Origin of the sequence: Lentzea sp. DG1S-22, from assembly GCF_036321065.1 — a bacterium.
GTDB lineage: Bacteria > Actinomycetota > Actinomycetes > Mycobacteriales > Pseudonocardiaceae > Lentzea > Lentzea jiangxiensis.
This window is the reverse complement of the sequence record NZ_CP143276.1, coordinates 2,223,744-2,250,346: the sequence shown is the minus strand read 5'-3', so window position 1 is coordinate 2,250,346 and position 26,603 is coordinate 2,223,744. Positions and strand designations below refer to the sequence as shown.

Genomic DNA, 26,603 nt, shown 5'->3' with positions numbered 1-26,603 from the left:
GACCTCCGGGGGAGTCGGCCGCGCGAGTGGGCGGCCGACTCCCCTGAGCACCCCCGGGACCTAGAACCCGCCGCCGTTCGACGTGGCCGCGGCCGACAGCGGGCTCTCCGCCGTGATCTTCTCCAGCACGGCCAGGGCCTTGCTCTCCCACGACGCGAGCCGCAGCTCCTGGAACGTCGCCCTCGCCTGTTCCACGATGGCGATCGCGTGGAACCCCTCCCCGCACTGCGACACCAGCTGGGCGAGGTCGAGCTGGACCCGCGCGGCCCCGAGGCGGTCGAGGTTCTCCTCGCACAGCCGAATCGCTCGCCACAGCATGTCGCCGGCCTCCTCGACCATGCGCATGCGGCTGTGGATCACGCCGAGCGAGTGCAGGGCGTAGCTCTCCCCGACGGTGTCGCCGGAGCGTTGCACCATCGTGAGCACCGACGTCATGAGCTGGCGCGCCTGCTCGTACCGTCCCTGCGCGAGCATCGCACCACCGAGCCGGTACAGCAGCTGGGCCTCCACCCGCGGGCTGGAGATCTCCCGGCACATGCCGAGGGCGTCGCGCAACTGGGCGGCCGCCAGTTCGTTCTCGCCGCGGTCGAGCGACAGCTGGGCGAGGTGCGACACGACGTGGGCCCGGCCGATGACGTCGCCGACCTGCTCGAAGCCGGTCAGCGACTGCTCGAAGATCCGCTGCGCCACCTCGGGGCGGCCTTCGGTGTACTCCAGCAGCCCGAGGTTGCGGCGCGCCAACGCCACGCCGTGGGTGTCGTCGAGCTCGGTGAAGAGGTCCAGGGCGGGCACCAGCGCGGCGCGGGTGGCGTCCATGCGCCGCTGGCTGTGGTGCAGCGAACCGAGCGAGCACAGCAGGGCCGCGGTGCCGCGCTTGTTGCCTGCCCTGCGCACGGCCTCCAACGCCCGTTCGTGGGTCTGCTGCCAGTCGTCGAAGCGGCTGCGGCTCTCGAACAGCGTCACGAGCGTTATCGCCAGGTCCCAGCTCAGCTCGTCCAGGCCGGCGTCGGCCGCCTGGAGGACGGCTGCGCAGAGGTTCTGGTGCTCGCTCTCCAGCCAGCCCATCGGGTCCTGTCGCACCTGGTCCAGGTGCGGCACGGGCGGTTGCCAGCGCTTCCCGTGGCCGTGCAGCAAGGTGAAGTCGCCGCCGTACAGGCGCCGGTGTGCTTGTTCGGCCATCGCGAGCCAGCCTCCGACGACCCGCTCCACGGAGGTCAGCTGCGTGTCCGGGGCCTCGTGCGCGGCGGCCTGCTCCTTGGCGTACAGGCGTATCAGGTCGTGGAAGCGGTACCGCGGCAGGCCCGTGATGTCGGTGCCCACCACGTCGACCAGCTGCGCGTCGACCAGGCGCTCCACCAGGTCGAAACTGCGGTGGTCGTCGTTGATGAGAGCGGAGGCCGTCCAGCTCGGCAGGTTCTCCGCCTCGAGCAACGACATCAGCCGCATCATCCGGCGAGCTTCGGGCTGGAGGCCGTCATAGGTGAGCGACAGGCTGGCGCGCACGACCATGTCGCCGTGCGCGAGCTCGTCGAGGCGATGGCGTTCGTCGGAGAGGCGGCCGACCAACGCGGCGAGGGGCCAGTGCGGGCGAGCCGCGAGACGCGCGCCGATGATGCGCAGCGCCAATGGGAGCCCTCCCACGGCGTCTATCAACGCCGGCACGGCGACCGGTTCGCTCTCCAGGCGCTGCCTGCCGATGATGCGCCCCAGCAGTTCCCGCGAGTCGTCGGAGTTCATGCAGTCGACCTCGACCAGATGAGATCCGGCGAGGCCGGTCAGCCGAGCCCTGCTCGTGACGATGACGCCGCACGACGGCGAGCCCGGGAGGAGCTGGTGCACCTGCGACTCGCTGGCCGCGTCGTCCAGAACGACCAGCACCCGGCGGTGCGCGAGCATGCTGCGGTACATGTCCGCCCGTTCGTCGACGCCGTCGGGCAGCGACGAGCCCATGACTCCCAGGGCGGCGAGGAAGCGCCCGAGAACCTCCGCCGGCGTGGCCGGTTGGGCGTGGGTACCGCGCAGGTCGCAGTACAGCTGACCGTCCGGGTAGGTCTCGGCGGCGACGCGGTGGGCGACGTGCACGGCGAGAGCGCTCTTGCCGATGCCCGCCTTGCCGGAGATGTTCACCACGTGCATCGTCATGTGGTCGCCGGACAGCACGTCCTGGACACGCGCCACCACTTCCTCGCGACCGATGAAGTCCGAGGTCGCGGCCGGGAGCTGGTGCGGTGACACGACGTTGTGCGCCGTGACCGGAGCGCGGTCCCCGTGATCCAGTCGCAGCACCTCGTCGTCGGTGAGGATCGCTCTCTCGAGCCTGCGCAGCTGGTCGCTGGGTTCGAGGCCCAGACGTTCGATGAACAGGTCGCGGCCCGCGCGGTAGACCTCGAGCGCCTCGGGTTGCCGGCCCGCGCGGTAGAGCGCGACCATCAACTGGCCCCGCAGGCGCTCCCGCAGCGGGTTCTCGGTCACGACGCTTTGCAGTTCACCGACGAGGGCGTGGTGGCGGCCGAGTGACAATTCGACCTCGACGCAGTTCTCCAGCGCTGCCAGTCGTTTCTCGTCCAGCCGGAGCGCTTTGCTCTGCAGGGTGGCACCCGCCCCGTTGAGCGCGGGTCCGCGCCACAGGGCCAACGCCGCGCGCAGAATCGTCGCCGCGTCCTCCAGGCGGCCCTGGCGCACGGCGAGGTCGGAGGCGGCCACGCGACGTTCGAAGAGGGAGATGTCGATCTTGTCCGCGGCGACCCGCAACAGGTAGCCGGGTTGCCGGGTCTCGATCTTGGCGTCGACGCCGGCCCTCGCGAACTCCCGCCGGAGTGCGGACACGCAGATCTGGATCTGCGCCCGCGCGGTCGACGGCGGGGAGTGCTCCCACACGAGGTAGATCAGCTGTTCCATGCCGACGACGCGGTTCGCCTCGAGCAGCAACGCGGTCAGAACGGTCCTCTGGCGACGCGGAGGTGTCGGCATCTGCTCTTTGGAGCCGATTACCTCGATCATTCCAAGTAGCCTGAAAATCAGTCCGTCGTCAGGGGCGAGGCTCATGGTTGACGACCCTTTGTGCCTTTGTCCTTCGTGCTGCGCCGGTTGCTCTGCTCTGCGTTCGCCTGAATGACCGGAGGGTTGGGTTAACAGCGTGGAAACATACCCAGCGGTGGTCTCGGCGCGAATTTCTCCGCCCCCCGCCCCGTTGCTTCCCCGAAGTTAGTCAGGGTGACGAAAGTTGTCAAGTTGCCGCAGTGCATCGACAAGCAATGCTTCCAATGCATACGATCTCGACCGCCATCTCATTTGGGAATGACTCCGGATGGCGTGCATGCTCCTACGCGAATACGTGGTTGCGAAGACGGGGATTTCGCGGTCGTTATGCGCCGCGTTGCCGCGTGTTGCGCGTACCGCAACGAATTCCCGGATTTCGCCTGCTCGTGTGTGGTGGTCGTGAGCTGACTGATGAGTCAGTAATACGGGTGTCTCACTTGGTCGCCGGTCGCGCCATCGCGACCAATTGATACGCAGTGGGTGAGCGATAGAAGAGCGATGGGCGGTCCTCCTAACTTCGCCACCAGACACCGCTCGAAGGTGCCCGCACGACGACTTGAGCCGAGATCCGATCAAGCGAGGAAGACAGACATGATCCGCAAGAACACCGCTGCCGCCCTGTTTCTCGCCGCTGTTCCGGCGTTTCTGACGATGACCCTCTGCCTCGGTACCGCGCAGGCCGACGATGTCCGCTCGGGTGACCACCTCGGGCACCACGGCCCGCAGACCCGGATCGCCGCCGACGGAGACACGCCCTGGGGTTCGGTGATGTCCCACGACACCCCTTGGGGACGGGTCAACTCGGCTTCCGCCTCTCCGATCGATGGCCGCACCGCCGCGGACGGCGACACCCCCTGGGGGCGGTGACACCTCCCGGGGCTGACCCCCGCCCTGCGTCCGGACAACCACCGATGGAGCCAGAACCATGCAATTCCGCCTGCTGGGCCCACTAGAAGTCCTCGACGACGATTCACCCGTGCCGCTGGGCGGGATCAAGCAGCGTGCGGCTTTGGGCTACCTGCTCCTGCAGGCCAACCGGGTGGTGGCGACGAGCAAGTTGCTCCACGCGTTGTGGCCGCGGGACGTCCCGCCCACGGCGCGCAAGATGCTCCAGAACGCCGTCTCGGGGCTGCGAGGCGTCTTCGCTTCGGGCCGCCACCCCGAGGGCGCCCCGCTGCTGCTGACCCACGCACCGGGCTACCTCCTGCGCGTGGACGAGAACTCCCTCGACCTGACGCGCTTCCAGCGGCTGGCCGAGCAGGGGCGGGGTGAGCTCTCCGCGGGCAACTGGCCCGCCGCGGCGACGGTGCTCCGCAGGGCACTGGGCATGTGGCGCGGACCGGTGCTCGCGGACCTCGCGGAGACCGGGCTCACCTGGCCGGAGCTCACCGTCATCCGGGACTGGAGGCTGGCGGCGCAGGAGGACTGCTTCGAGGCGGAGCTCGCCTGCGGCAGGCACGGGGAGATCATCGGTGAGCTCGAGTCGCTGGTCGAGCTCGCGCCGTACCGCGAACGGCTGGGCGGTCAGCTGATGCTCGCCCTGTACCGGTGCGGCCGGCAGGTGGACGCGCTGGGCGTCTACCGCCGCACGAGGGCGGCACTGGTCGAGGAGCTCGGTCTCGAGCCCGGCCGCGAGCTGCAGGACCTGGAGCGCGCGATCCTCGACCACGCGCCCGCGCTGGACCTCCCGTCGTCGGTGCGGGGCAGGCACCTGCTCGCGGTCGGCCAGGACCCCGCTCCCGTGCGCACGCCCGTCGTGGTGACGCCGCCGCCCGCCGTCGAGCTCGCCCCCGCGGTGGACGCGGTGGAAGGCGGGATGGCGGAGCGCAAGCGCGTCAGCGTCGTGATGGTGTCGGCCCAGCTCGGTCCCGCGGCCGGTGACGGCGACCCCGAGGACGTCGACGCGCTGCACCAGCAGGTGGCTTCCGTCGTCTCCGCCGAGGTGTCCCGGCTGGGAGGTCTCGTCGGCGGAAGCGTCGGATCCGTGTTCCTCGCCCTGTTCGGCGTGCCCAGGACCGCGGAGGACGACGCTGATCGCGCCGTGCGTGCGTCCGTGGCCATCCGCGACCGGCTGGGTGCTGTCGCCGAGGTGCAGATCGGCGTGGCGACCGGCGACTCCCTGGTGCGCCTGCCTTCGTCGGGTGCGCCCACGGCCAGCGGCGTCCTGCTCGACCGCTGCCGTCAGCTGATGGAGTCGGCACCGTTCGGAGCGGTGCGTGCCTGCACCGCGACCCGTGACGCCGCCGACTCCGCGAAGTGGGAGGTGGACGGCACCCCGGCCGGAGGCTGGCAGGTGATCTCGTGTGTGTCACCTCGCGGTGCGACCCGCCGCGCGCAGGCCGCGGTGCCGTTCGTGGAACGCGAGCGCGAGTTGTCGGTGTTGCGGGGACTGCTCGACGAGGTGCGCACGCGCCGCCGCCCGCACTTCGTGACCGTGTTCGGCGAAGCGGGCTTGGGCAAGACGAGGCTCGTGAACGAACTCGCGTCCTCTGGTGCGAACGTGTTGCGAGGCACCGCGACGGCCTACAGCGACGATCACGGCTACGGCGCGTTGTCCGACGTCGTGAGCGGCTTCTCCTCCCCGGGAACTCTGCGCGCCGCCCTCGCGGCGCTGGTCGGTCCCGGTGAGCTCGCGGACCGGCTGCACGCGAGCCTGGCCCGCCTGGCCGAGCCCGACGCGGAGGTGTCCGCGGACTTCCCGGCGTGGCGGCGCTTCCTGGAGGAGGTGGCGGAGTCCGAACCGCTGGTCGTGCTGCTGGAAGACGTGCACTGGGCGAACGACGTGGTGCTCGACTTCGTGGAGGAACTGGGTGAACAGGCCGGTTCGGTGCCGCTGCTGGTGATCGCGACCGCGCGGCCGGAGCTGCTGCAGCGCCGGCCGTCGTGGTTCGGCGGCAAGCGCAACGCCACGACGATCAGTTTGGAACCCCTGTCGCACAGCGGAACCAGCAGACTGCTGAGCTCGCTGCTGCCGGCGCCGGAGCTGTCGTCCGAGCAGTGGCAGATGCTCGTGTCCTGCGTCAGCGGCAACCCGCTGTTCGCCGCGGAATACGCCGGCATGGTGGCCGACCCGCGCGCGACGTACCTGTGGAACGACACCTCGCTGCCGGTACCGCCATCGGTGCGCGGGGTGTTGACCGCGCAGCTCGACTCGCTGCCGGTCGAGGTGAAGGCGGTTCTGCAGGACGCGGCGCTGTCCGGTGACGTCGTGTCGTCCGGTGCGGTGGCCGCGACGGGCCGACGCGACCCCCGCCAGGTCGCCAAGGCGCTGGAACTGCTGGAACAGCGGGACTTCCTGCGTCGTCAGGGCCGCAACAGCGAGACCGGCGAGATCGAGTACGGGTTCCGGCACGTGCTCGTGCGCGACGTCGTCGCCGAGCAGATCCCCCGAGCCGAACGGGCGTCGAAGGGCGAGAGGGCGCGGGCGTGGCTCGACCAGCCGGCGTTGAACCTCACCGACCGCCGGGCGGGATGACCCGGTGAGACGCTTGACGTCGGGCCCGCGTCCCACCCCCCGCGCGGCCCGACGTCAAGCTCGTTCCCCGCTGGAGACAGGCCGAACACCAGAACCTCGCGGACGCCGACGAGCTCGGCGTCCGCGTTTCTTCGTGGGGTTGCCCTGCGGCTGTTCCGGGTCGGCGTGCGAACAGTGGATGCACGACCGCCTGTGGTGAGGCCGCCCAACAGCGCGTTCAGCCGGAAAGACCCGAGGTCGAGATCCGGCCCTGATGGCGATCCGCCACATTCGGTCGCCTCCTCCAGAACTCCTCCGGCCAGGCGGTGCGTGTTTCCGTTGTGCGCGAACACGTCCGCTCAGAGGTGCGACCGGATCCGCGCACAGCGAGGAAGCCCAGCCAGTCGGCTGGGCTTCCTCGCTGTGCGGGGCGGAGCGGGAGGAGATCGGCCAGCGGATCCGTGACCTGATCAGGGCTGCCGAGCTCGGCGGCGGGGGAGCGGTCGAGGCGCGGCCACCCGATCCCTGATCCGCCGGCCGAGCTCGCGCATCGTGAAGACGAGCATCTCGCCGTGACTCTGATTCGAACCGGTTGCGCTGGAACGGCAGCAACGAGTCTCACGCCCCGAGTGCGGGATCCGGTTCGCGTGCTGTTTCCTGTTCGATGACCTTCGGAACCCCGCGCAGGACCCTCAGGGCGACGAGAGCGAGGACAACAGTGGTGGCGGCGCTGACGACCATGCTCGTCCGGACACCACCGAGGAACGCTTCGGTGGCGGCGGTCCGGACGGCTGTGGCGACCGGCTCCGGCAGGGCGGTGGTGACCGCCGCGCCGAACGACTCCTGGACCTGGTCGGCGACCGCCTGCGGGACGCCGGGAGGGACGAGGAGCTGCGCTCGGTAGATCCCGGAGAGAACGCTTCCGATGACGGCGATCCCCAGGGAACCACCCAGTTCGTACGCGGTCACCGAGATCGCGGCGGCCGCACCGGCGCGGTCCCGGGGGACGGTGCCGAGGATCGTGTCACCGGTGACCGTCAGGGTCAGCCCCGCGCCCGCGCCGACGGCGACCTGCGCGGCGACGACCACCATGTACGGCGACTGCGTCTGGACGGTGGCGAGCACGCCGAAGCCGATCGCGGCGAGCACCAGTCCCAGCGCCACCGCCGGTCCGCGGCCGATCCTGTTGATCACCGACGCGGCCAGGACACCGCCCGCCAGCACGGCTGCCAGCGCTCCCGGTACGTAGGCGAGTCCCGCGTTGAGCGGAGTCCATTCGCGCACCAGCTGGAAGTACTGGCTGATGATCAGTCCGAAGGCCGACAGGGTGAACACCGCGATCAGGTTCGAGCCGACGGAGGCGGTGAACTGCCGGCTGTGGAACAGGCGCAGGTCGATCAGCGGCACAGGTAGTCGCAGCTGCCGCCGGGCGAACAGCCCCAGCGCGACGACTCCCACGATCAGCGCGGTCATCACGTCCAGGTGCCACAGGCCCAGGACGAAGGCGGTCTTGATCGTGTACACCACCGCGACCACACCGATCACGGACAGCAGCACGCTGGCCAGGTCCATCCGCACCCCCTGCGGCGCGCGCGACTCCGGGATGAACCTGGTCGCGATGAGGATGAACAGGGCGATCGGGATGTTGATCAGGAAGACCGAACCCCACCAGAACTGGTTCAGCAGGACTCCGCCGACGATCGGCCCGACCGCGAACCCCGCCGCGGAAACGCCGGCGCTGGCGCCCACCGCCGCCGTGCGGGCCCGTTGCGTGGTGAACATGACGCGCAGCAGGGACGTGGTCGCCGGCAGGATCGCCGCTCCCGCCACGCCCATCAACGCCCGCGCGACGATCAGCACCTCGGCGGTCGGTGCGTACGCCGCCAGCACCGAGGTCGCGGCGAACGCCGTGACACCCCACACCAGCATCCGCCGTCGTCCCAGCCGGTCGCCCAGGTTGCCGAAGGTGACCAGCAGGCCCGCCATCGTGAACCCGTAGACGTCCACGATCCACAGCATCGCCATGTTCGAAGCGCCGAGCTGCACGGTCAGCTCGGGTGCCGCCAGGTACAGCACGGTCATGTCCACCGTGACGATGAGCTGGGCGAGGCACGACGCGATGATCGTGGCGTGACCCGCCGCCCGGCTACTCATGGCACAACCGGGTCGACGGGGCTGTGGCAGGAGTTCCGAACGCTCGCACGACGTGCGTGCGACCGTCTGCGCCGACCGGTTCGGCACTTCGTCCGGCCCGAGCCGGCCGCGGGCTGGAGAATGGACAACGTCCCTGCGTTTGGTTCACCGCGCACCTGCATTTCCGAAGTTGTCTCGGGTCGCGGTACGCCGTTGCGTACCGAGTTCTCGCTCGTCTTCCGTGGGGCAGTGCTGATGGCGTGCATTGCTCCGGTCTCAGCCGAAGATGTCGTCGAGGAAACCCCACTTGTCCTTTTTCTTCTTCTTCCCGCGAGAGTCCTTGCTCGTGCCGAAGAAGTCGTCGTCATCGTCGCCCCAGAAGTCGTCCTTCTTCTCCCGCGGCGGCGGTGCCGGGTGGTGCGGCGCCGACATCGGTGCAGGTCGGTAGGGCGGCGGAGCCGGCGTGGCCTGCTGGTGGCCGGCGGACTGCAGATGGGTGCGGTAGGTCAGCAGGATCTGCTCCAGCTCACCGGCGTCGAGGTAGATGCCCTTGCAGTTCTCGCACTGCTCGAGATGAATCCCGTCCCGGTCGAAGGTGCGCATGGCGTGATGACATTTTGGACAGATCACAGAGGCAGGATAGGGGTGATCCGCGCATGCTTGTCCCGCTCGTGCGGCTTCTTAAGGAACCGTCCGGTAATCGCTCGCCCATTCGATGTCATCAGGCGACACGAGGGCCGGAGCGGCGGAAGTGGACGACTGTGCAATTGATACCGCACATCGTGTTCGTCTGCCAGCGTCGTGATGCGGTCGGATCGGCTGGAGCCGTGTCGGCGGTGACTGTCCTACGCTGAGCCTGAGACGTCGTGGAAGGTGGTCGGGGTGCTGGCGGCAGAACCCGCGGTGCGGTGGCATGCGGTGGACGAGCAGATTCGCCGCATGGAGTCACGGCTGGTGACGGAGCACGACAGCGTGCCTCCCAGCCTGGTGCACGAGTGGGTCGAGCACGCCCGTGCGCGGCTGGGTGGTGCGGCTGTCCGGGACTTCGTCCCGCTGCTGGTGGAACGCGCGGTGCGGGCGCGGGTGCGGAAGTTCCCGGCCGGGGACGGGGAGATGTCCGGCGCGCCGCTGACCAGCTGGGCGCGCAACACGGCGCACCGGTTGCTGGCCCGGCGCTCGCCGCGTCGATGGGCGCACTCGAGCGGCGTCGCGCGCCGTGCCGAGCAGGTCGCGCGCGTCGTGCCGGCCGGCGAGCGGGACGTGCTGGTCGCGGCGGCGTGGCTGCACGACATCGGCTACGCGGAGGAGTTGAGCGAAACGGGCCTGCACTCCCTCGACGGGGCGCGCTACCTGCTGCGAGCCGGTGTGCCCCGGCAGGTGTGCAACCTGGTGGCGCACCACTCCGGCGCCTCGGCCGTCGCGGAGGTGGTGGGACTGCTCGACGAACTGATGGAGTTCGACGACGTACAGGGCCGTCTGCGCGACGCGCTCTGGTACAGCGACATGACCACCGGGCCCGACGGTCAGCCGACCACGTTCGAGAACCGGCTCGCCGAGATCCGTCTGCGACGAGGCCCGGACGATCCGGTTGTGCGCGCTCTCGCCATCAACGTCGACGCACGCCGTGCAGCGGTCCGGCGTACCCATCGTTTGCTGCGCCGCACACTGGGGCACCCTTCGAGGGGCCTGGTCTGACGCCGCTCCCACCGGGGACCGACCGGTGGTGAGGTGTCGAACTCCTCCCGGCCGACTGAGATCGCGGCGAGGCGAAGCACCGAATTTTTTCAGGCTTGCGGCAAATGCGGGCAGCCTCGTCATGAGGGTGGCGTTGGCGGCGGCGTCCACGGTCAAGGGCCGGCTGTGGGCAGACGGCTTCGTAGTAGACCGCCACCTCTGCCCTCGTGCCGGGAACCGCGTCCGGCACGAGGCCGACCAGGCCGGCCAGGGCGGCGCTGCGGCGGTGCTACGCGTAAAAGCGATCCCTCTCGGCGTCCCGGAGGCGATCCGCTGAGCCCGGAGCACACCTGGATCTCGTCCTGTCACCGCCGTCGGCCGAGGAGGGACGTGGTGACGCTCAGCACACCGGAACTCCATTGCATTTGTCCTGCGCGTTGTCATGTCGAGCAATTGCGAAGAAGTAAGTGACTCTCGGGTAAGGGGCCGGTTCCCTGTCGTCGGGCCGCTAAACATACAGTTTTTTGATGCCCATTCGCCGTGGATGGAATGCTCCTTTCGGCGGTGTTTGGGTGCACGGGCGGAACGACACTGTTATCTTCGGCTGCGGCGGTGCCGGTTGTGCGCTGCCGCTGGTTTGTGTTCACGGTTCTCCTCGGGGACGGGTCGGCGAGTCCGACTCCGGCGAGGGCAGGACCGTGCCTGTTGTAGACACCGGGAGAAGGAGAGAGTTGTGGCCGAGGACGTTTATCAAGTGCTGATCAATGATGAGGAGCAGCGGTCGCTGTGGCCTTTGGGGAAAGAGGTTCCCGCGGGGTGGCGCAGCGAGGGCAAGGAGGGCTCGCGGCAGGAGTGCATGGACTACGTCGACACCGTGTGGACCGACATGCGGCCCCGCAGCCTGCGGGAACGGATGTCGGCCGACGCCGCCGGCTGACCTCGCGGCGTGCGAGGAACCTCGCCCGGACCGGCCAGGTTCGGCTCTGCCGGGTCCTGTCAAACCTGGCGTTCGGGTGAATCGCAGCAATTGTGGTGACCTTTCGCGATCATCATCAATGACCGATGAGATTCAGGACCCAAATTGTGGGACTTCGTAACTCGGGGCTGACATCGTCGTTGGTTGGCTGTATGGATGTTGGTCTGCGGTCGCGAACTCCGCAGGGAATTCCCGCTGACGGGGAATGTGGCCGCGAAGTGAGCGGAAGTCTGCGCGGGAGTTATCGGTGCCTGTATGCGTGCCGCGTCCCGTGCCGCAGGTCAGGGCAGAGAAGATCGATCAGAAGAACCGACGTTCCGTGAGAGGAAATGGTGGAGCACTTACGCGAGGTGCTGAGACGCTCGGCACTTGACAACCACGTACCCGGTGCACAGCTCGTCATATGGCGGGATGGTGAGGTCCGGGAGTTCGAGTTCGGTGAGGAACGGCACGGCACCGGGTGTGCGGTCAAACGCGACAGCAAGGTGCCCATCGGCTCCATCACCAAGACGTTCACCGCGACGCTGCTGATGGTCCTGGTGTCCGACGGCGACGTCGACCTGGACGAGCCGGTGGTGGAGTACCTGCCCGAACTGCGGCAGGCGCTCGGCGGCCACGCCGACGTGCTCACCGCCCGCCACCTCCTCAGCCACACCGGTGGCCTGCCCTCGGAGGTCGTCGCCCCGCCGGACGGCCGGGTGGCGCTGGCGGCCTCCGTGCAGGACGTCGTGCAGCCGCCGGGCGCCGGCTTCTCCTACTCCAACACGGGGTACGCCCTCATCGGCCGCCTGATCGAGGTGGCGACGGGCATGACCTGGGCGGAGGCGGTGCGCACGATCCTGCTCAAACCGCTGGGCATCGACCTCGGGTTCATCGCGGGGCAGGGGGGTGAGGCCACGGCCAGCGGCCACACCGTGAACCACGCGCTGCGCCTGGTGCGTCCCGTCGAGCAGGAGCTCGCCCTCGTCGAGGCGCCCGCCGGCGGTCTCGCCGCCAGCGCCGCCGACCTCGTCGAGCTGGCGAAGATGCACCTCGACCCCCGGCACGGCGGCATCGACCCCGGGCTGGTCACTCCCGAGCACCTCGCGGAGATGTGCCGCCCGGTGCCGGGCGCGGAGCCGTTCGGGCTCGCGGACGGCTGGGGCCTCGGCCTGGCGATCTTCCGCGGTCACGGCACCGGGTGGCTCGGGCACGACGGCACCGCCGACGGCACCTCCTGCCACCTGCGCCTGAACCCCGAGTCCGGCACGGTCGTGGCCCTGACGGCCAACTCGTCCACCGGCGCCGCCCTGTGGCGGGACCTGCTGCCCGAACTGCGCGCGGTGGGCATCGACCTCACCGAGGGCGAAACGACGATCGACGCCGAGCCGAGCGTGTCGATCCCGCGCGAGTGCACCGGCACGTACGTCAACGGCGACACGGCGTTCTCCGTCGTGGTCGAGGGCGATGAGCTGCACCTGGTCGTCGACGACGAACCGGCCGCGCGGCTCGCGGTCCACGACGGGTTCGTCTTCTCCGTGACGGATCTGGCCAACGGCGCGACCGGTCGCCCCGGCCGCTTCCTGCGAGACCCCCGCAGCGGCCGGATCGACCGGATCCAGATCGGCGGCAGGGTCGCGGGCCGGCGGCACCGCGAGCGCGACGTGGCCTGACGCCGCGGTTCCGCACCCCCTTTCCTCTTCCCCCTGTACCCCGTGGCGCTGCTGCGCGCCCAAAAAGAGGTTGGACGGCGATGACGCTCCACGACACAGTGCCCGCCACCACGTCAGCCGGTGGTCCTTTCCGCGCGGAGCAGCGGGACACGGTGGTCGGCCTGTTCACCGAGCAGGTCCGGCGCACTCCCGCCGCGGTGGCGGTGGTCGCCGACGACGGCGAGTACACCTACGCGGAACTGGACGCACGCTCGGACCGGCTCGCGGGATCCCTGGTGCGGCTGGGAGTCCGGCCCGAACAGCCGGTCGGTGTGCTCGTGGAGCGGTCGGCCGGTCTCGTGGCCGGTCTGCTCGCCGTGCTCAAAGCCGGGGGCGCGTACGTGCCGCTCGACGCTCGCGCGCCCGACGAGCGGATGGCGACCGTGCTGGCCGAGGCGGGGGTCTCGGTGCTGCTGACCGACGAGACGTGGAAGAGCGTGGCGGAGCGTGTGCACGGCGGCCACGTGCTCGTCGTGAGCGACGAGGGGGAGTCCGCACCCGAGGTGCCGGTACACCCGGACAACCTGGCGTACGTCGTGTTCACCTCGGGGTCCACGGGGTTGCCGAAAGGCGTGGCGGCGCGCCACCGCGACGTGGTGGACCTGGTGCGCGACGAGCGGTTCACCGGCGGCGCGCACGACCGCGTGCTGGTGCACTCACCGATGGCGTTCGACGCGTCGACCTACGAGCTGTGGGTACCGCTGCTGAGCGGCGGCACCGCCGTGATCGCTCCTCCCGGCGACGTGGACGGGCAGGTCCTGCGGAAGGCGATCAGCGAGCACGGCGTGACCGGGCTCTTCGTGACCTCGGGTCTGTTCCGCGTGCTGGCGCAGGACGACCCCGCCTGCCTGGCGGGACTGCGCGAGGTGTGGACCGGCGGTGACGTCGTGCCGGCCGCGGCGGTGCGGCGGGTGCTGCGGGCGTGCCCCGGCACCACCGTCGTGGACGTCTACGGCCCCACCGAGACGACCACGTTCGCCACCTGCCACCCCCTGCCCGATCTCGAAGCGGTGCCCGACGTCCTGCCCATCGGCACGGCACTGGACGGCATGCGCCTGCACGTGCTCGACGAGGACCTGAACCCCGTCCCCGACGGGGAGACCGGTGAGCTGTTCATCGCGGGCGCCGGACTCGCCCGCGGCTACCTCCACCGCCCGGGCCTCACCGCGGACCGCTTCCTGGCCGACCCGTCCGGTGCACCCGGTGACCGCGTGTACCGCACCGGCGACCTGGTCCGGTGGACGCCGGAGGGCACCGTCGACTTCGTCGGCCGCGTCGACGAGCAGGTCAAGATCCGCGGTTTCCGCGTGGAGACCGCCGAGGTCGAGGCCGTGCTGGCCAAGCACCCCGAGGTCGTGCAGGCCGCGGTGCAGGCGCGGGTGGACCACAACGGGGTCAAGCGCCTGGTCGCGTACGTGGTGTCCACGGCCGCACCGTCCGAGGAAGAACTGCGCGCGCTCCTCCTGCGCTCGCTGCCGGACTACATGGTGCCGTCGGCGTTCGTGGCGTTGGACCGCCTTCCGCTCAACAGCAACGGGAAAGTCGACCGCAAGGCGCTGCCCGCACCCGACTGGGGCCTCGACCGGCGGGCCGGGCACGTGGCACCCCGCACTCCCGCCGAACGCGCCATCGCGCAGGCCTGGGCGGACGTGCTCGGGATCGACCCCGGACTGGTCGGCGCGCAGGACGACTTCCTGTCCCTGGGCGGCGACTCGATCCAGGCCCTGCGCGTGGTGTCACGGCTGCGCACGGCGCTCGACGTGCCGTTGTCGACCGGGGACCTGATGGGCGCGCGGACCGTGGCCGGCCTCGCCGGCCTGCTGGCCGACCGCCTGCCCATCGCGGCGGACGACCGGATCACTCCCGTACGGCACGGCGATGTCCTGCCGCTTTCCCCGGCACAGCGGCGGTTGTGGTTGCAGCACCAGCTCGACCCCGCCGCCACCGACTACAACACCGGTGTCGCTCTGCGGTTGCGCGGTCCGCTCGACCTCGACGCCCTGCGGGCCGCGCTGGACGGACTGGCCGAGCGGCACGAGACCATGCGCACCACCTTCGCCGAGGTCGACGGTCAAGGCGTGCAGGTGGTCGCCGCCCGCGCCGCGGTGCCGCTGCGGGTGGAGGACCTTTCCGCCGCCGCGAACCAGGACGACGCGCTGGACCGGTTGTGCGCGGAGGAGCTGACCACACCGTTCGACCTCGGCACCGGCCCACTGGTGCGCGCCGTGCTGGCCAGGCTGGCCGAGCAGGACCACGTGCTGCTGCTCGACCAGCACCACGTCGTCACCGACGGCTGGTCGGTCCGGCTCCAGGTCGACGACCTGCTCGAGCTGTACCGGTCCGCCGCCCGAAGAACGACAGCCGACCTCAAGCCGCTTCCCGTGCGCTACGGCGACTTCGCGGCGTGGCAGCGACGCCGCCTCGACGACCCCTCCGCGGCGGAGGAGATCGAGCACTGGCGGCGCGTCCTCGACGGCCTCGAACCGCTCGACCTGCCCACCGACCGGCCCCGCCCCGCGCAGCGCACCACGGCGGGCGCGGTGCACCGCGAGGCCCTGCCGCGCGAGCTGGTGCAGCGCCTGTCCGACGTCAGCAGGGACGGCGGCACCACCCTGTTCACCACGCTGGCGGCGGCCGTGCAGCTGCTCCTGGCCCGCTACACCGGCCGCCGCGACGTGGCCGTGGGCACCGCGTCCGCCGGACGTGGCAGGCCGGAGCTCGACGACCTCGTCGGGTTCTTCGTCAACACCCTCGTCCTGCGGTCCACAGTGGACCCGGAGGTGCCGTTCGAGCGGTTCCTGGCCGACGTCAAGGACACCGTGCTCGACGCGTTCGCCCACGACGAGGTCCCGTTCGACCGGCTCGTCGACGAGCTGCGCCCGGACCGGGACCCCAGCCGCACCCCGCTGGTCCAGGCGATCGTCGTGCTGCAGCAGGAGATGGTGCGCCCCAGGACGGTCGAGGCGCTCGACGTCACCGAGCACCACCTGCCGCGGCCGCGGGCGCGGTTCGAGCTGCTGGTGGAGTTCTGGCCGCGCAACGGCTCGCTGGACCTGTCCGTCGAGTACAACACCGACCTGTGGGACGCCGCCACGATCCAGCGGATGGCCGGCCACCTCAGGGCCCTGCTGGAGGGCATCACCCCCGGCGTGCGCCTGGGCGAGCTGCCCCTGCTCGGGCAGGACGAACGCCACCAGGTGCTGGAAGCGTTCAACGACACCGCCCGGCGCGAACCGCCGACCACGGTCACCGCTCTGTTCACCGAGCAGGTCCTCCGCACACCCGACGCCGAGGCCGTGGTCGCCGGCAGCACCTCGCTGACCTACACCGAGCTGGACGAGCGGGCCAACCGCCTGGCGCACCACCTGCTGCGCCGCGGACTGCGCGCCGAGGAACCCGTGGCTCTGCTGCTGAGCCGCTCGACCGACCTCGTGACCGCCGAACTGGCGGTGGCCAAGGCGGGCGGCGCGTACGTCCCGCTCGACACCAGGGCGCCCGCCGAGCGGCTGGCCGTGCTGCTGGAGGGATGCGGTGCCGGGGTCGTCCTCACCGACCACACGTGGCTCGCGACCGTGCGCGAGAGCCACGACGGACGCGTCGTCGTGCTGGGCGGCGAAGACCTGACCGGCGAACCGGCCACGACGCCGGACGTCGTGGTGCACCCGGACCAGCTGGCCTACGTCATGCACACCTCGGGGTCCACGGGCGTGCCCAAGGGTGTCGCCGTGCGGCACCGCGACGTGACCGACCTGGCACGGGACAGGCGGTTCGCGGGCGGGGCGCACGACCGGGTCCTGCTGCACTCCGCTCCGGCGTTCGACGCCACCACCTACGAGCTGTGGGTGCCGCTGCTGAACGGCGGCACCGTCGTGGTCGCCCCGCCGGGAGACCTGGACGCCGACGGAATCCGCGACCTGGTCACCCGGCACGGGCTGACCGGCCTGTGGCTGACCGCGGGCCTGTTCCGCGTCATCGCGCAGGACGACCCTGAGTGCCTGAGCGGGCTGCACGAGGTGTGGACCGGTGGTGACGTCGTCCCCGCACCGGCGGTCCGGCGGGTGCTGCGCGCGTGCCCCGGCATCGCCGTCGTCGACGGCTACGGCCCGACCGAGACCACCACCTTCGCCACCTCGCACCGCATGACCGACGCCGGCGCGGTCGGCGACCTGGTGCCCATCGGCCGCCCGCTCGACGGGATGCGCCTGCGCGTGCTCGACGGCACCCTGTCGCCCACCCCGATCGGTGTGCCGGGCGAGCTGTTCATCGCCGGTTCGGGCCTGGCGCGCGGCTACGCGGGCCGACCGGGGCTCACCGCGTCCCGGTTCGTCGCCGACCCGTTCGGCGCGCCGGGGGAGCGGATGTACCGCACGGGCGACCTGGTGCGGTGGCGGGCCGACGGCACGGTGGAGTTCGTCGGCCGCACCGACGACCAGGTCAAGATCCGCGGGTTCCGCGTCGAACCGGGCGAGGTCGACACCGCCCTGTCCGCACACCCCGCCGTCGCCGGGTCGGTGACGGTCGTGCGCGCCGACGACACCGGCCGCAAGCGGCTGGTCGCCTACCTGACCGCGCCCGGCACCGCTCCGGACGCGGCGTCGCTGAGGGAGTTCCTCGGCCGCACGTTGCCGGACTACCTCGTGCCGTCGGCCTTCGTCGTCGTGGACGCGCTGCCGCTCAACGCGAGCGGCAAGGTCGACCGCCGCGCCCTTCCCGAGCCGGTGTGGGCCACCACCACCGCGCACGTCGCGCCCGCCGACGGACCGGAAGCCGTGCTGGCAGGGATCTGGGCGCAGCTGCTCGGCGTCGAGCGCGTGGGCGCCGCCGACAACTTCTTCGAGCTGGGCGGCGACTCCATCCTCAGCATCCAGGTGGTGTCGCGCGCCCGGCAGGCCGGGCTGGCGCTCAGCCCCGGCGACCTGTTCCGGCACCCCACCGTGGCGGCGCTCGCGGCCGTGGCGGCCGTCGCCGGACCCGCCGAGGCCGACCAGGGCCGGGTGGCGGGCGACGTGCCGCTCACGCCGGTGCAGCGGTGGCTGTTCGCCACGAACCCCGGCCACCCCGAGCACTTCGACCAGGTGCTGACGGTGGAGCTGGCGTCCGATGTGGACGTCGACGCCCTGCGCACGGCACTCGCCGCGCTGGTGGAACACCACGACGCGTTGCGGATGCGGTTCGAGCGCACGGAGTCCGGGTGGCGGCAGCACAACGCGCCGGTCGAGCCGGCCGAGCTGCTCAGCACGAGCCCGTGCCCGGGGTTCGACCTCGCGACCGGGCCGCTGCTGCACGCCGAGCTGCGGAACCCGTTGCTGCGCTTGACGATCCACCACCTCGTCGTGGACGGCGTGTCGTGGCGCGTCCTGCTGGAGGACCTCGTCACCGCCTACGACCAGGCGGTGCGCGGCGAGCCCGTCCGGCTGGCCGCGAAGACGACGTCGTTCAGGGACTGGGCGCACCGGCTCACCCGGCACACCGCCGACGGCGGTTTCGACGACGAGCGCGACCACTGGGCGGCGACCGCCTCGGTGGACCCGTCCCTGCCCGTCGACCACGACGGTCCCAACACCGCCGGGTCGACCGAGGCCGTCTCGGTCCGGCTCGACGCGGAGACCACCAGGGCGCTGTTGCAGGACGTGCCCGGCGCGTACCGCACCCAGGTCAACGACGTGCTGCTGAGCGCGCTCGGCCGGGTGCTGGCCGACTGGACCGGCCGCACGCGGGTGCCCGTGGACCTCGAGGGCCACGGACGCGAGGACGTGCTCGACGGAGTCGACCTCTCCCGCACGGTCGGCTGGTTCACCTCGATCTTCCCGGTCGCGCTGGACGTGCCCGGCGGAGACTGGGGAACGGTCCTCAAGTCCGTCAAGGAACAGCTGCGCGCGGTGCCGCGCAAGGGGATCGGGTACGGCGCCCTGCACGACCCCGGCACCGGCGGACCGCAGATCAGCTTCAACTACCTCGGCCGCCTCGACTGGTCCGCCGTGGAGGGCGGCGTGCTGCACGCCGTGCGCGGCAGCCTGGAGCTCGACAGCGCGCCGGAGGCCCCGCGCCCGCACCTGCTCGACGTCGTCGGCGCGGTCGAGCACGGCTGCCTCGACCTCACCTGGTACTTCAGCGACCGGGTGCACGACCGGCGGACTGTGCAGGGCTTGGCCGAGGCGATGGTCGCCGCCCTGCGGGAGGTCGTGGCCCACTGCGCCCGGCCGGGCGCGGGCGGCAGGACACCGTCGGACTTCCCGCTGGCGCGGCTGGACCAGGCCGCGGTGGCCCGGCTGGCCGGTGACGGCCGTGACGTGGAGGACGTCTACCCGCTGACGCCGATGCAGGCGGGCATGGTCTTCCACGGCCTGGTCGACGGCACGACCTCCGGTGCGTACTTCAACCAGGTCCGCTTCCGGCTCTCCGGCGTGACCGACCCGCTGGTGCTGGGCGAGGCCTGGCAACGCGTCGTGGACCGCAACGCCGTGCTGCGCAGCGAGGTCGTCTGGGACGGGCTCGCGGAACCGCTGCAGCTCGTGCGCCCCGACGTCACCCTGCCGATCACCCACCTCGACTGGAGCGGCCTCGACGAGGACGAGCAGCTGCGCGCGCTGCTGGAGAGCGACCGCGCGGCCGGGGTGGACCTCACCACCGCACCGCTCATGAGGGTGGCGATCGCCCGCCTGGCGCACGACGAGGTGCTGGTGCTGTGGACGTTCCACCACGTCCTGCTCGACGGGTGGAGCGCCGCCCAGCTGTTCACCGAGGTCTGCGAGCACCACGCGGCCATCACCCGCGGCACCCCGGGACCCACCACGGCCCGCCCGCCGTTCCGCGAGTACCTGCACTGGCTCGACCGGCAGGACGGCGAGCAGGCCGAGCGGTACTGGCGGCGCGTGCTCGACGGCTTCGGCGAGACCACGCCACTGCCGTTCGACCGCCGCCCGGTCGACGCGCACCGCGCGCAGTCCGGTGGCACCGTCCGCTTCGAGCTGACCGCCGAGAGCACCCAGCGGCTGCGCGAAGCGGCGCAGCGGCACGGCCTGACCGTGAACACGGTGGTGCAGGGCGCGTGGGCGGTGCTGCTGGCCCGCTACGCCGGCACGTCCGACGTCGTGTTCGGCACCACCGTGTCCGGTCGTCCCGCCGACCTGCCGGGCGTGGAGTCGACGGTGGGCATGTTCATCAACACCGTGCCCACCAGGGTCGCCGTCGACCGCGGGCGGGACCAGCTGTCGTGGCTGCGGGAGCTGCAGGCCGACCAGGCGGAGGCGCGGCGCTTCGAGCACGTGCCCCTGTCGCGGCTGCGCGGGTGGAGCGCCCTGCCCGGTGGCGCGAACCTCTTCGACAGCATCGTGGTGTTCGAGAACTACCCGTTCGACGAGGACGCCATGGCCGCGCACGGCCTGCGGCTGCACGACGTGCACGCGCACGAGCCCACCAACTACGCCCTCACGGTCGTGGTGTCGCCCGGACCGCGTCTCGTGGTCGAGCTCGACCACGACCCGGCGCTGTTCGACGAGGCCACGGTGCGGCGGCTCGGCCGGCACCTGCGGATGCTGCTGGACGACGTGCTGGTGGACCCCGCGCTGCCGATGGGCGAGCTGCGGCTGCTCGACGACGCCGAACGCGAACAGGTGCTGGTCGAGTGGAACCCGACCGGCGGGGACTTCCCGGTGGCGACGCTGCCCCGGTTGTTCGCCGAGCAGGCCGCGCGCACCCCGGACGCCGTCGCGGTCACCTGCGAGGGCGAGCACCTGACCTACGCCGAGCTCGACGCCCGCGCCAACCGGCTGGCGCACCTGCTGGTCGAACGCGGTGCCGGACCGGAGGAGTACGTCGCGCTGCGGCTGCCGCGGTCCACCGACCTGGTCGTGGCGGTGCTGGGCGTGCTCAAGTCCGGCGCGGCCTACCTGCCGATCGACCCCTCCTACCCGGAGGACCGGATCGCGGGGATGGTCGAGGACACCCGGCCGGTGGCCGTGCTGACCGAGCTGCCGGAGCTGTCCGGCATGCCCTCCACGGCACCGGAAGTGGTGCTGCGGCCGGAGAACCCCGCGTACGTCATCTACACCTCCGGTTCCACCGGCAGGCCCAAGGGCGTCGTCGTGCCGCACGCCAACGTGGCCCGGCTGTTCTCGGCCACCGACGCCTGGTTCGGGTTCGGTGCCGACGACGTGTGGACCCTGTTCCACAGCTACGCCTTCGACTTCTCCGTGTGGGAGCTCTGGGGTCCGCTGCTGCACGGCGGTCGGCTCGTGGTCGTGCCGCACGAGGTGTCGCGCTCGCCGCGCGAGTTCGCCGACCTGCTGGCGCGGGAACGGGTCACGGTGCTCAACCAGACGCCGTCGGCGTTCTACCAGCTGATCGCCGAACAACCGCGCGACCTCTCCCTGCGGTACGTGGTCTTCGGCGGTGAGGCGCTGGACGTGCGCAAGCTGGCGGCTTGGACCGGTCCCGGCGAGCTGATCAACATGTACGGCATCACCGAGACCACCGTGCACGTCACGTGGACGCCCGCCGACGGCACCGTCGGCGAACCCATCCCGGACCTGCGCGTGTACGTCCTCGACGAGGACCTGCGGCCGGTGCCGCCCGGCGTCGTCGGCGAGATGCACGTCGCCGGCGCCGGGCTGGCCCGCGGGTACCTCAACCGGCCGGGCCTGACCGCGTCCCGGTTCGTCGCCGACCCGTTCGGCGCACCCGGCTCCCGCATGTACCGCACGGGTGACCTGGCGCGCTGGAAGGACGGCCGGCTCGACTACCTCGGCCGCGCCGACCACCAGGTCAAGATCCGCGGCTTCCGCATCGAGCTGGGGGAGGTCGAGGCCGCGCTCGAAGCGCACGAGGACGTGACCGCCGCCGTCGCCGAGGTCCGCGAGCACGCCGGGCGCAACGTCATCGTCGGCTACGTCGTGGGCGGCCGGAGCGCCGACCTGCGCGCGTTCCTGGCGCGGACGCTGCCCGACCACATGGTGCCATCGGCGTTCGTGCACCTGGACCGCCTTCCGCTGACCGGCAACGGGAAGCTCGACCGCAGGGCGCTGCCCGCGCCGGAGTGGGAGACGACCGGTGCCCGGCACGTAGAGCCGCGCACGGAGGCCGAGCGCGTGCTCGCGGACATCTGGGCGCAGGTGCTGGGACTCGAGCGGGTCGGCGTCGAGGACGACTTCTTCGAACTGGGCGGTGACTCGATCATCAGCATCCAGGTCGTGTCGCGTGCCCGGCAGGCGGGGTACGGCCTCGCGCCGCGGGACCTGTTCACCCACCCCACGGTGGCCGCGCTCGCGGCGGCCGTGCCCGCTGCCGAAACCGCGGCCGGTGTACCGCAGGGGCCGGTGGCCGGCGAGGTTCCGCTGACCCCGATCCAGCGCTGGTTCCTCGACACCGCACCGCCGCATCCCGAGCACTTCGACCAGTTCGTGGAGGTCGAGTTCACCGACGAGGTCGACGCGGCGGCGTTGCGCAAGGCACTGGCGGGTCTGGTGGAGCACCACGACGCGTTGCGGATGCGGTTCGAGCGCACGGAGTCCGGGTGGCGGCAGCACAACCCGCCGGTCGGACCCGCCGACGTGCTGTCCGAAGTGGACTCCGGGTTCGACCTGAGCCGCGGACCGCTGCTGCGCGCCGCACTCACGTCCCGCACGCTGCGGCTCACCGCGCACCACCTGGTCGTCGACGGGGTGTCGTGGCGGGTCCTGCTGGAGGACCTGGAAACCGCCTACCTCCAAGCCCGGCGCGGTGAGGAGGTCGTCCTCGCGGCCAAGACGACGTCGTTCCGCGAGTGGGCGCTGCGCCTCGCCGAGTACACCGACGGCGGCGGCTTCGACGACGAGGGCGACCACTGGGCGGGCGTGACCGGTGACCCCGGCGTGCCCGTCGACCGCCAGGGCACCGGCACCACCGGTTCCGTGCGCGGTGTCACGGTCGAGCTGGACGCCGGCCTGACCAGGGCGCTGTTGCAGGACGTGCCCGCCGTGTACCGCACGCAGGTCAACGACGTGCTGCTCAGCGCGTTGGGACGGGTGCTGGCGGGGTGGACGGGCCGGGACCGGGTGCTGGTCGACCTGGAGGGCCACGGCCGCGACGGCGACTTCCTCGACGGCGTCGACCTGTCCCGCACGGTCGGCTGGTTCACCTCGGTGTTCCCGGTGGCGCTCGACGTGCCGACGGGGGACTGGGGCGAGGTGCTGAAGGCGACCAAGGAACGGCTGCGCGCGGTGCCCCGGCGTGGCATCGGCCACGGCGCGCGGTACGGCGGAGTGCAGCCGGCTGTCGCGTTCAACTACCTCGGGCAGTTCGACGGTGCCGCGGGCGGCGAAGCGTTCCGCACGATCGGCGGACTGGGTGCGGACGCCGCGCCCGACACGCCTCGGCACCACCTGCTCGACGTCGTCGGTGCGGTTCAGGACAAGCGGCTCCAGCTCACCTGGTACTACAGCGACGAGGTGCACGACGAGGCGACCGTGCGGACCTTGGCCGAGGCGATGACGTCGGCGTTGCGGGAGGTCGTGACGCACTGCGCCGAGCCGGGTGCGGGTGGCCGGACGCCGTCGGACTTCCCGCTGGCGGGCTTGGACCAGGCCGCGGTGGACCGGATCGTCGGGAACGGCCGTGACGTCGAGGACGTCTACCCGCTGACGCCGATGCAGGCGGGCATGGTGTTCCACAGCCTGTCCCACGGTCACGAAGGCCTTTACACCGAACGGCTCTCCTTCGTCCTCGACGGCGTCACGGACGTCGAGGCGCTGGAGCGTGCGTGGCGCGAGGTGGTGGCACGCACGCCGATCCTGCGCAGCCGCGTCGTGTGGGAGGGCGTCGACCGGCCGGTGCAGGTGGTCTGCCGCGAGGTCGGCCTGCCGGGTGGCGACGGCGAACTCGACCTCGGCACCGCGCCGTTGATGCGGCTGGAGCTGACGCGCGAGTCCGACACGGCCGTGCGGGTCGGGTGGACGTTCCACCACGTGCTGCTCGACGGCTGGAGCACGTTCCAGGTGCTCAACGACGTGATCACCTGCTACGCGGCCTTCACCGCCGGGCGCGAACCCGAGCTCCCGTCCCGCCGCCCGTTCGGCGACTACCTGCGCTGGCTGTCCACACAGGACCCGGCCGAGGCGGAAGCGCACTGGCGGCAGGCGCTGCGCGGGTTCGAGGCTCCCACGCCGCTGCCGCTCGACCGGCCCGCCGAACCGGGTCACGCCACCCGTTCGGCCGCGTGGACCACGATGAAGCTGCCCGGCGCCGGCTTGCGCGACTTCGCCCAGCGCAACGGGTTGACGCTCAACGCCGTGGTGCAGGGCGCGTGGGCGCTGCTGCTGTCGCGCTACAGCGGGCAGACCGACGTGTGCTTCGGTTCCACCGTGTCCGGCCGCCCGGTCGAGCTGACCGGCGCGGACGCCATCACCGGCATGTTCATCAACACCCTGCCGGTGCGGACGGCGATCGCGGAGGACGAGCCGGTCGCGGCGTGGTTGAGGCGCCTGCAGACCGAGCAGGCCGAGGCCCGGCGGTTCGAGCACGTGTCGCTCGCGGACCTGCAGTCCTGGAGCGGCACGGAGCTGTTCAGCAGCATCGTGGTGTTCGAGAACTACCCGGTTGACGAGGTCGCCACCCACGGCGTCACCGTCCGCGACCTGGACGCCGTGGAGACGACCAACTACCCGCTGAGCGTGGGAGTTCGCCCCGGCGAGGAGCTGGAGTTCCGGCTGAGCTACGACCCGGCGCTGTTCGACCCCGCCACGGTCGAGCGCGTCGCCGGCCACCTCGCCACGGCGCTGCTCGGCCTGGCCGCCGATCCCGATCGGGCGGTGGGCGAGGTCGACGTCCTCGGCGAGGCCGAGCGGCGGCTCGTCCTCCCGGAGCGGGGGAGATCAGCGTTCCCCACGCGACCGTCGCGGAGCTGTTCGCCGCACAGGTGGACCGGACTCCCGACGTGACGGCCGTGGTCGCCGGCGACACGTCGCTCACCTACGCCGAACTGGACGCTCGCGCGAACCGGTTGGCGCATCGGCTGACCTCGCTCGGCGTGCGGCCAGAGGAACGCGTCGGCGTGCTGCTGCGCCGATCCGCCGACGTCGTGGTGGCGGTGCTCGCCGTGCTCAAGGCGGGAGGCGCGTACCTGCCGCTGGACAGCCGGGCGCCGCAGGAGCGCCGGCGGCTGGTGCTGGAGCAGGCCGGGAGCCGGGTGCTGATCACCGACGCGGACGTTCCGTTCGACGGCCACGTCGTGGTCCCCGACGGGTCGACGACGGTCGATCGGCCTGTGGTCACCGCGCACCCGGACGGACTCGCCTACGTGGAGTTCACCTCGGGCTCGACCGGCACGCCCAAGGGTGTCGCGGTGCGGCACCGGGACGTCGCCGCGCTGGCACTGGACTCCCGGTTCGACGGCCCGGCCCACCGGAGCGTGCTCCTGCACTCGCCGCTGGCGTTCGACGCGTCCACCTACGAGCTGTGGGTGCCGCTGCTGCGGGGCGGCCGGGTGGTCGTCGCGCCGCCGGAGGACCTCGACGCGGCCGCGTTGCGCGAGCTGGTCACCACGCACGGCGTGACGGCGCTCTGGCTGACCGCGGGCCTGTTCCGCGTGCTGGCGCAGGACTCGCCGGACTGCCTGGCGGGCGTGAGCGAGGTGTGGACCGGCGGTGACGTCGTGCCCGCCGCCGCGGTCCGCCGGGTGCTGGCGGCCTGTCCCGGTCTCGTGGTGGTCGACGGGTACGGACCGACCGAGACCACGACGTTCGCCACCTCGTACCGGATGACCGGCCAGGACGACGTGCCGGACACGGTGCCGATCGGCTCCGCGCTCGACGGCATGGGCACGTACGTGCTGGACGACCGGCTGCGCCCGGTGCCGATCGGGGTGCCGGGCGAGCTCTACCTCGCGGGTGCCGGTCTGGCCCGCGGCTACCTCGACCGGCCCGGCCTCACGGCCTCCAGGTTCGTCGCCTGCCCGTTCGGAACGCCGGGGGAGCGGATGTACCGCACCGGCGACGTCGTGCGGTGGCTGCCCGGTGGCGTGCTGGAGTTCGCCGGCCGCGCCGACGACCAGGTGAAGCTGCGCGGCTTCCGCATCGAGCTCGGTGAGGTCGAGGCGGTGCTGGCACGGCATCCCGGCGTGGGCGGGCTGGTCGTGGTGGTCCGCGAGGACGACCTCGGCGGCAAGCGGCTCGTGGCCTACCTGGTGCCCGCCGACCCGGCTCGCGCGCCGGAACCGGCGGAGCTGGCGGAGTTCGCGGGACGGTCCCTGCCCGACTACATGGTGCCCTCGGTGTTCGTCGTGCTCGACGCGTTGCCGTTGAGCGCCAACGGGAAGGTCGACCGCGCCGCGCTGCCCGAACCGTCGGTGACCGCGCCCGCCGCCCGGTACGTGGCGCCCAGGACCGAGACCGAGGAGGTCATGGCCGCGATCTGGGCCGAGGTGCTGGGCGTGGAGCGCGTCGGCGCCGAGGACGACTTCATCGCACTCGGCGGCGACTCCATGCGCAGCCTGCTCGTCACGTCCCGCTGCCGTGCGGCCTTCGACGTGCCGCTGACCCCGCACGACGTCCTCACCGCCCGCACGGTCGCCGACCTCGCGGGACTGGTCGAGGAGAAGATCCTGCTCGAGCTCGAACGCCTCGCCCTCGAAGACGGCGCCACCCAGGAACTGTGAGGAGACACC

The 26,603-nt window shown here is 71.5% G+C and carries 11 protein-coding genes; 8 read left to right on the top strand and 3 right to left on the bottom strand.

The genetic code is table 11. The features are described 5' to 3' along the window. Positions 1-60: 60 nt before the first annotated feature. A complete protein-coding gene (locus V1227_RS09850; RefSeq protein WP_329792199.1) occupies positions 61-3,000 on the bottom strand; it encodes an AfsR/SARP family transcriptional regulator in 2,940 nt (979 codons plus the stop codon). 630 nt (positions 3,001-3,630) lie between these two features. Here V1227_RS09850 and V1227_RS09845 point away from each other — a divergent pair. Next, positions 3,631-3,906 (top strand): hypothetical protein, encoded by a 276-nt coding sequence (locus tag V1227_RS09845; protein WP_329792198.1) that lies wholly within the window; start codon positions 3,631-3,633, stop codon positions 3,904-3,906. Positions 3,907-3,964: 58 nt separating this feature from the next. Then, on the top strand, positions 3,965-6,514 hold the full coding sequence (locus V1227_RS09840) for a BTAD domain-containing putative transcriptional regulator (protein WP_329792197.1): 2,550 nt from the start codon (positions 3,965-3,967) through the stop codon (positions 6,512-6,514). 597 nt (positions 6,515-7,111) lie between these two features. Here V1227_RS09840 and V1227_RS09835 read toward each other — a convergent pair. Beyond that, the gene (locus V1227_RS09835) at positions 7,112-8,647 is read right to left on the bottom strand and encodes an MFS transporter (RefSeq protein WP_329792196.1); all 1,536 of its coding nucleotides are present in this window, start codon (positions 8,645-8,647) and stop codon (positions 7,112-7,114) included. 255 nt (positions 8,648-8,902) lie between these two features. Next, a complete protein-coding gene (locus V1227_RS09830; protein WP_329792195.1) occupies positions 8,903-9,256 on the bottom strand; it encodes a TFIIB-type zinc ribbon-containing protein in 354 nt (117 codons plus the stop codon). A 252-nt stretch (positions 9,257-9,508) separates the two neighbouring features. Here V1227_RS09830 and V1227_RS09825 point away from each other — a divergent pair, with 252 nt between their 5' ends. From V1227_RS09825 to V1227_RS09800, 6 genes are all read left to right on the top strand, one after another. Continuing rightward, positions 9,509-10,321 (top strand): HD domain-containing protein, encoded by an 813-nt coding sequence (locus V1227_RS09825; protein WP_329792194.1) that lies wholly within the window; start codon positions 9,509-9,511, stop codon positions 10,319-10,321. A 121-nt stretch (positions 10,322-10,442) separates the two neighbouring features. Beyond that, on the top strand, positions 10,443-10,637 hold the full coding sequence (locus V1227_RS09820; RefSeq protein WP_329792193.1) for a hypothetical protein: 195 nt from the start codon (positions 10,443-10,445) through the stop codon (positions 10,635-10,637). 396 nt (positions 10,638-11,033) lie between these two features. Next, entirely contained in the window at positions 11,034-11,237 is a 204-nt protein-coding gene (locus tag V1227_RS09815) for an MbtH family protein (protein ID WP_329792192.1), read from the top strand. Between the two features lie 368 nt (positions 11,238-11,605). Continuing rightward, positions 11,606-12,928: a serine hydrolase domain-containing protein gene (locus V1227_RS09810; protein ID WP_329792191.1), complete on the top strand. Its 1,323-nt coding sequence runs from the start codon at positions 11,606-11,608 to the stop codon at positions 12,926-12,928. 98 nt (positions 12,929-13,026) lie between these two features. Next, positions 13,027-24,879: an amino acid adenylation domain-containing protein gene (locus V1227_RS09805; RefSeq protein WP_442916525.1), complete on the top strand. Its 11,853-nt coding sequence runs from the start codon at positions 13,027-13,029 to the stop codon at positions 24,877-24,879. Continuing rightward, positions 24,858-26,594 (top strand): non-ribosomal peptide synthetase, encoded by a 1,737-nt coding sequence (locus V1227_RS09800; protein WP_329792189.1) that lies wholly within the window; start codon positions 24,858-24,860, stop codon positions 26,592-26,594. Before V1227_RS09805 ends, V1227_RS09800 begins: the two co-directional genes overlap by 22 nt. Positions 26,595-26,603: the final 9 nt, after the last annotated feature.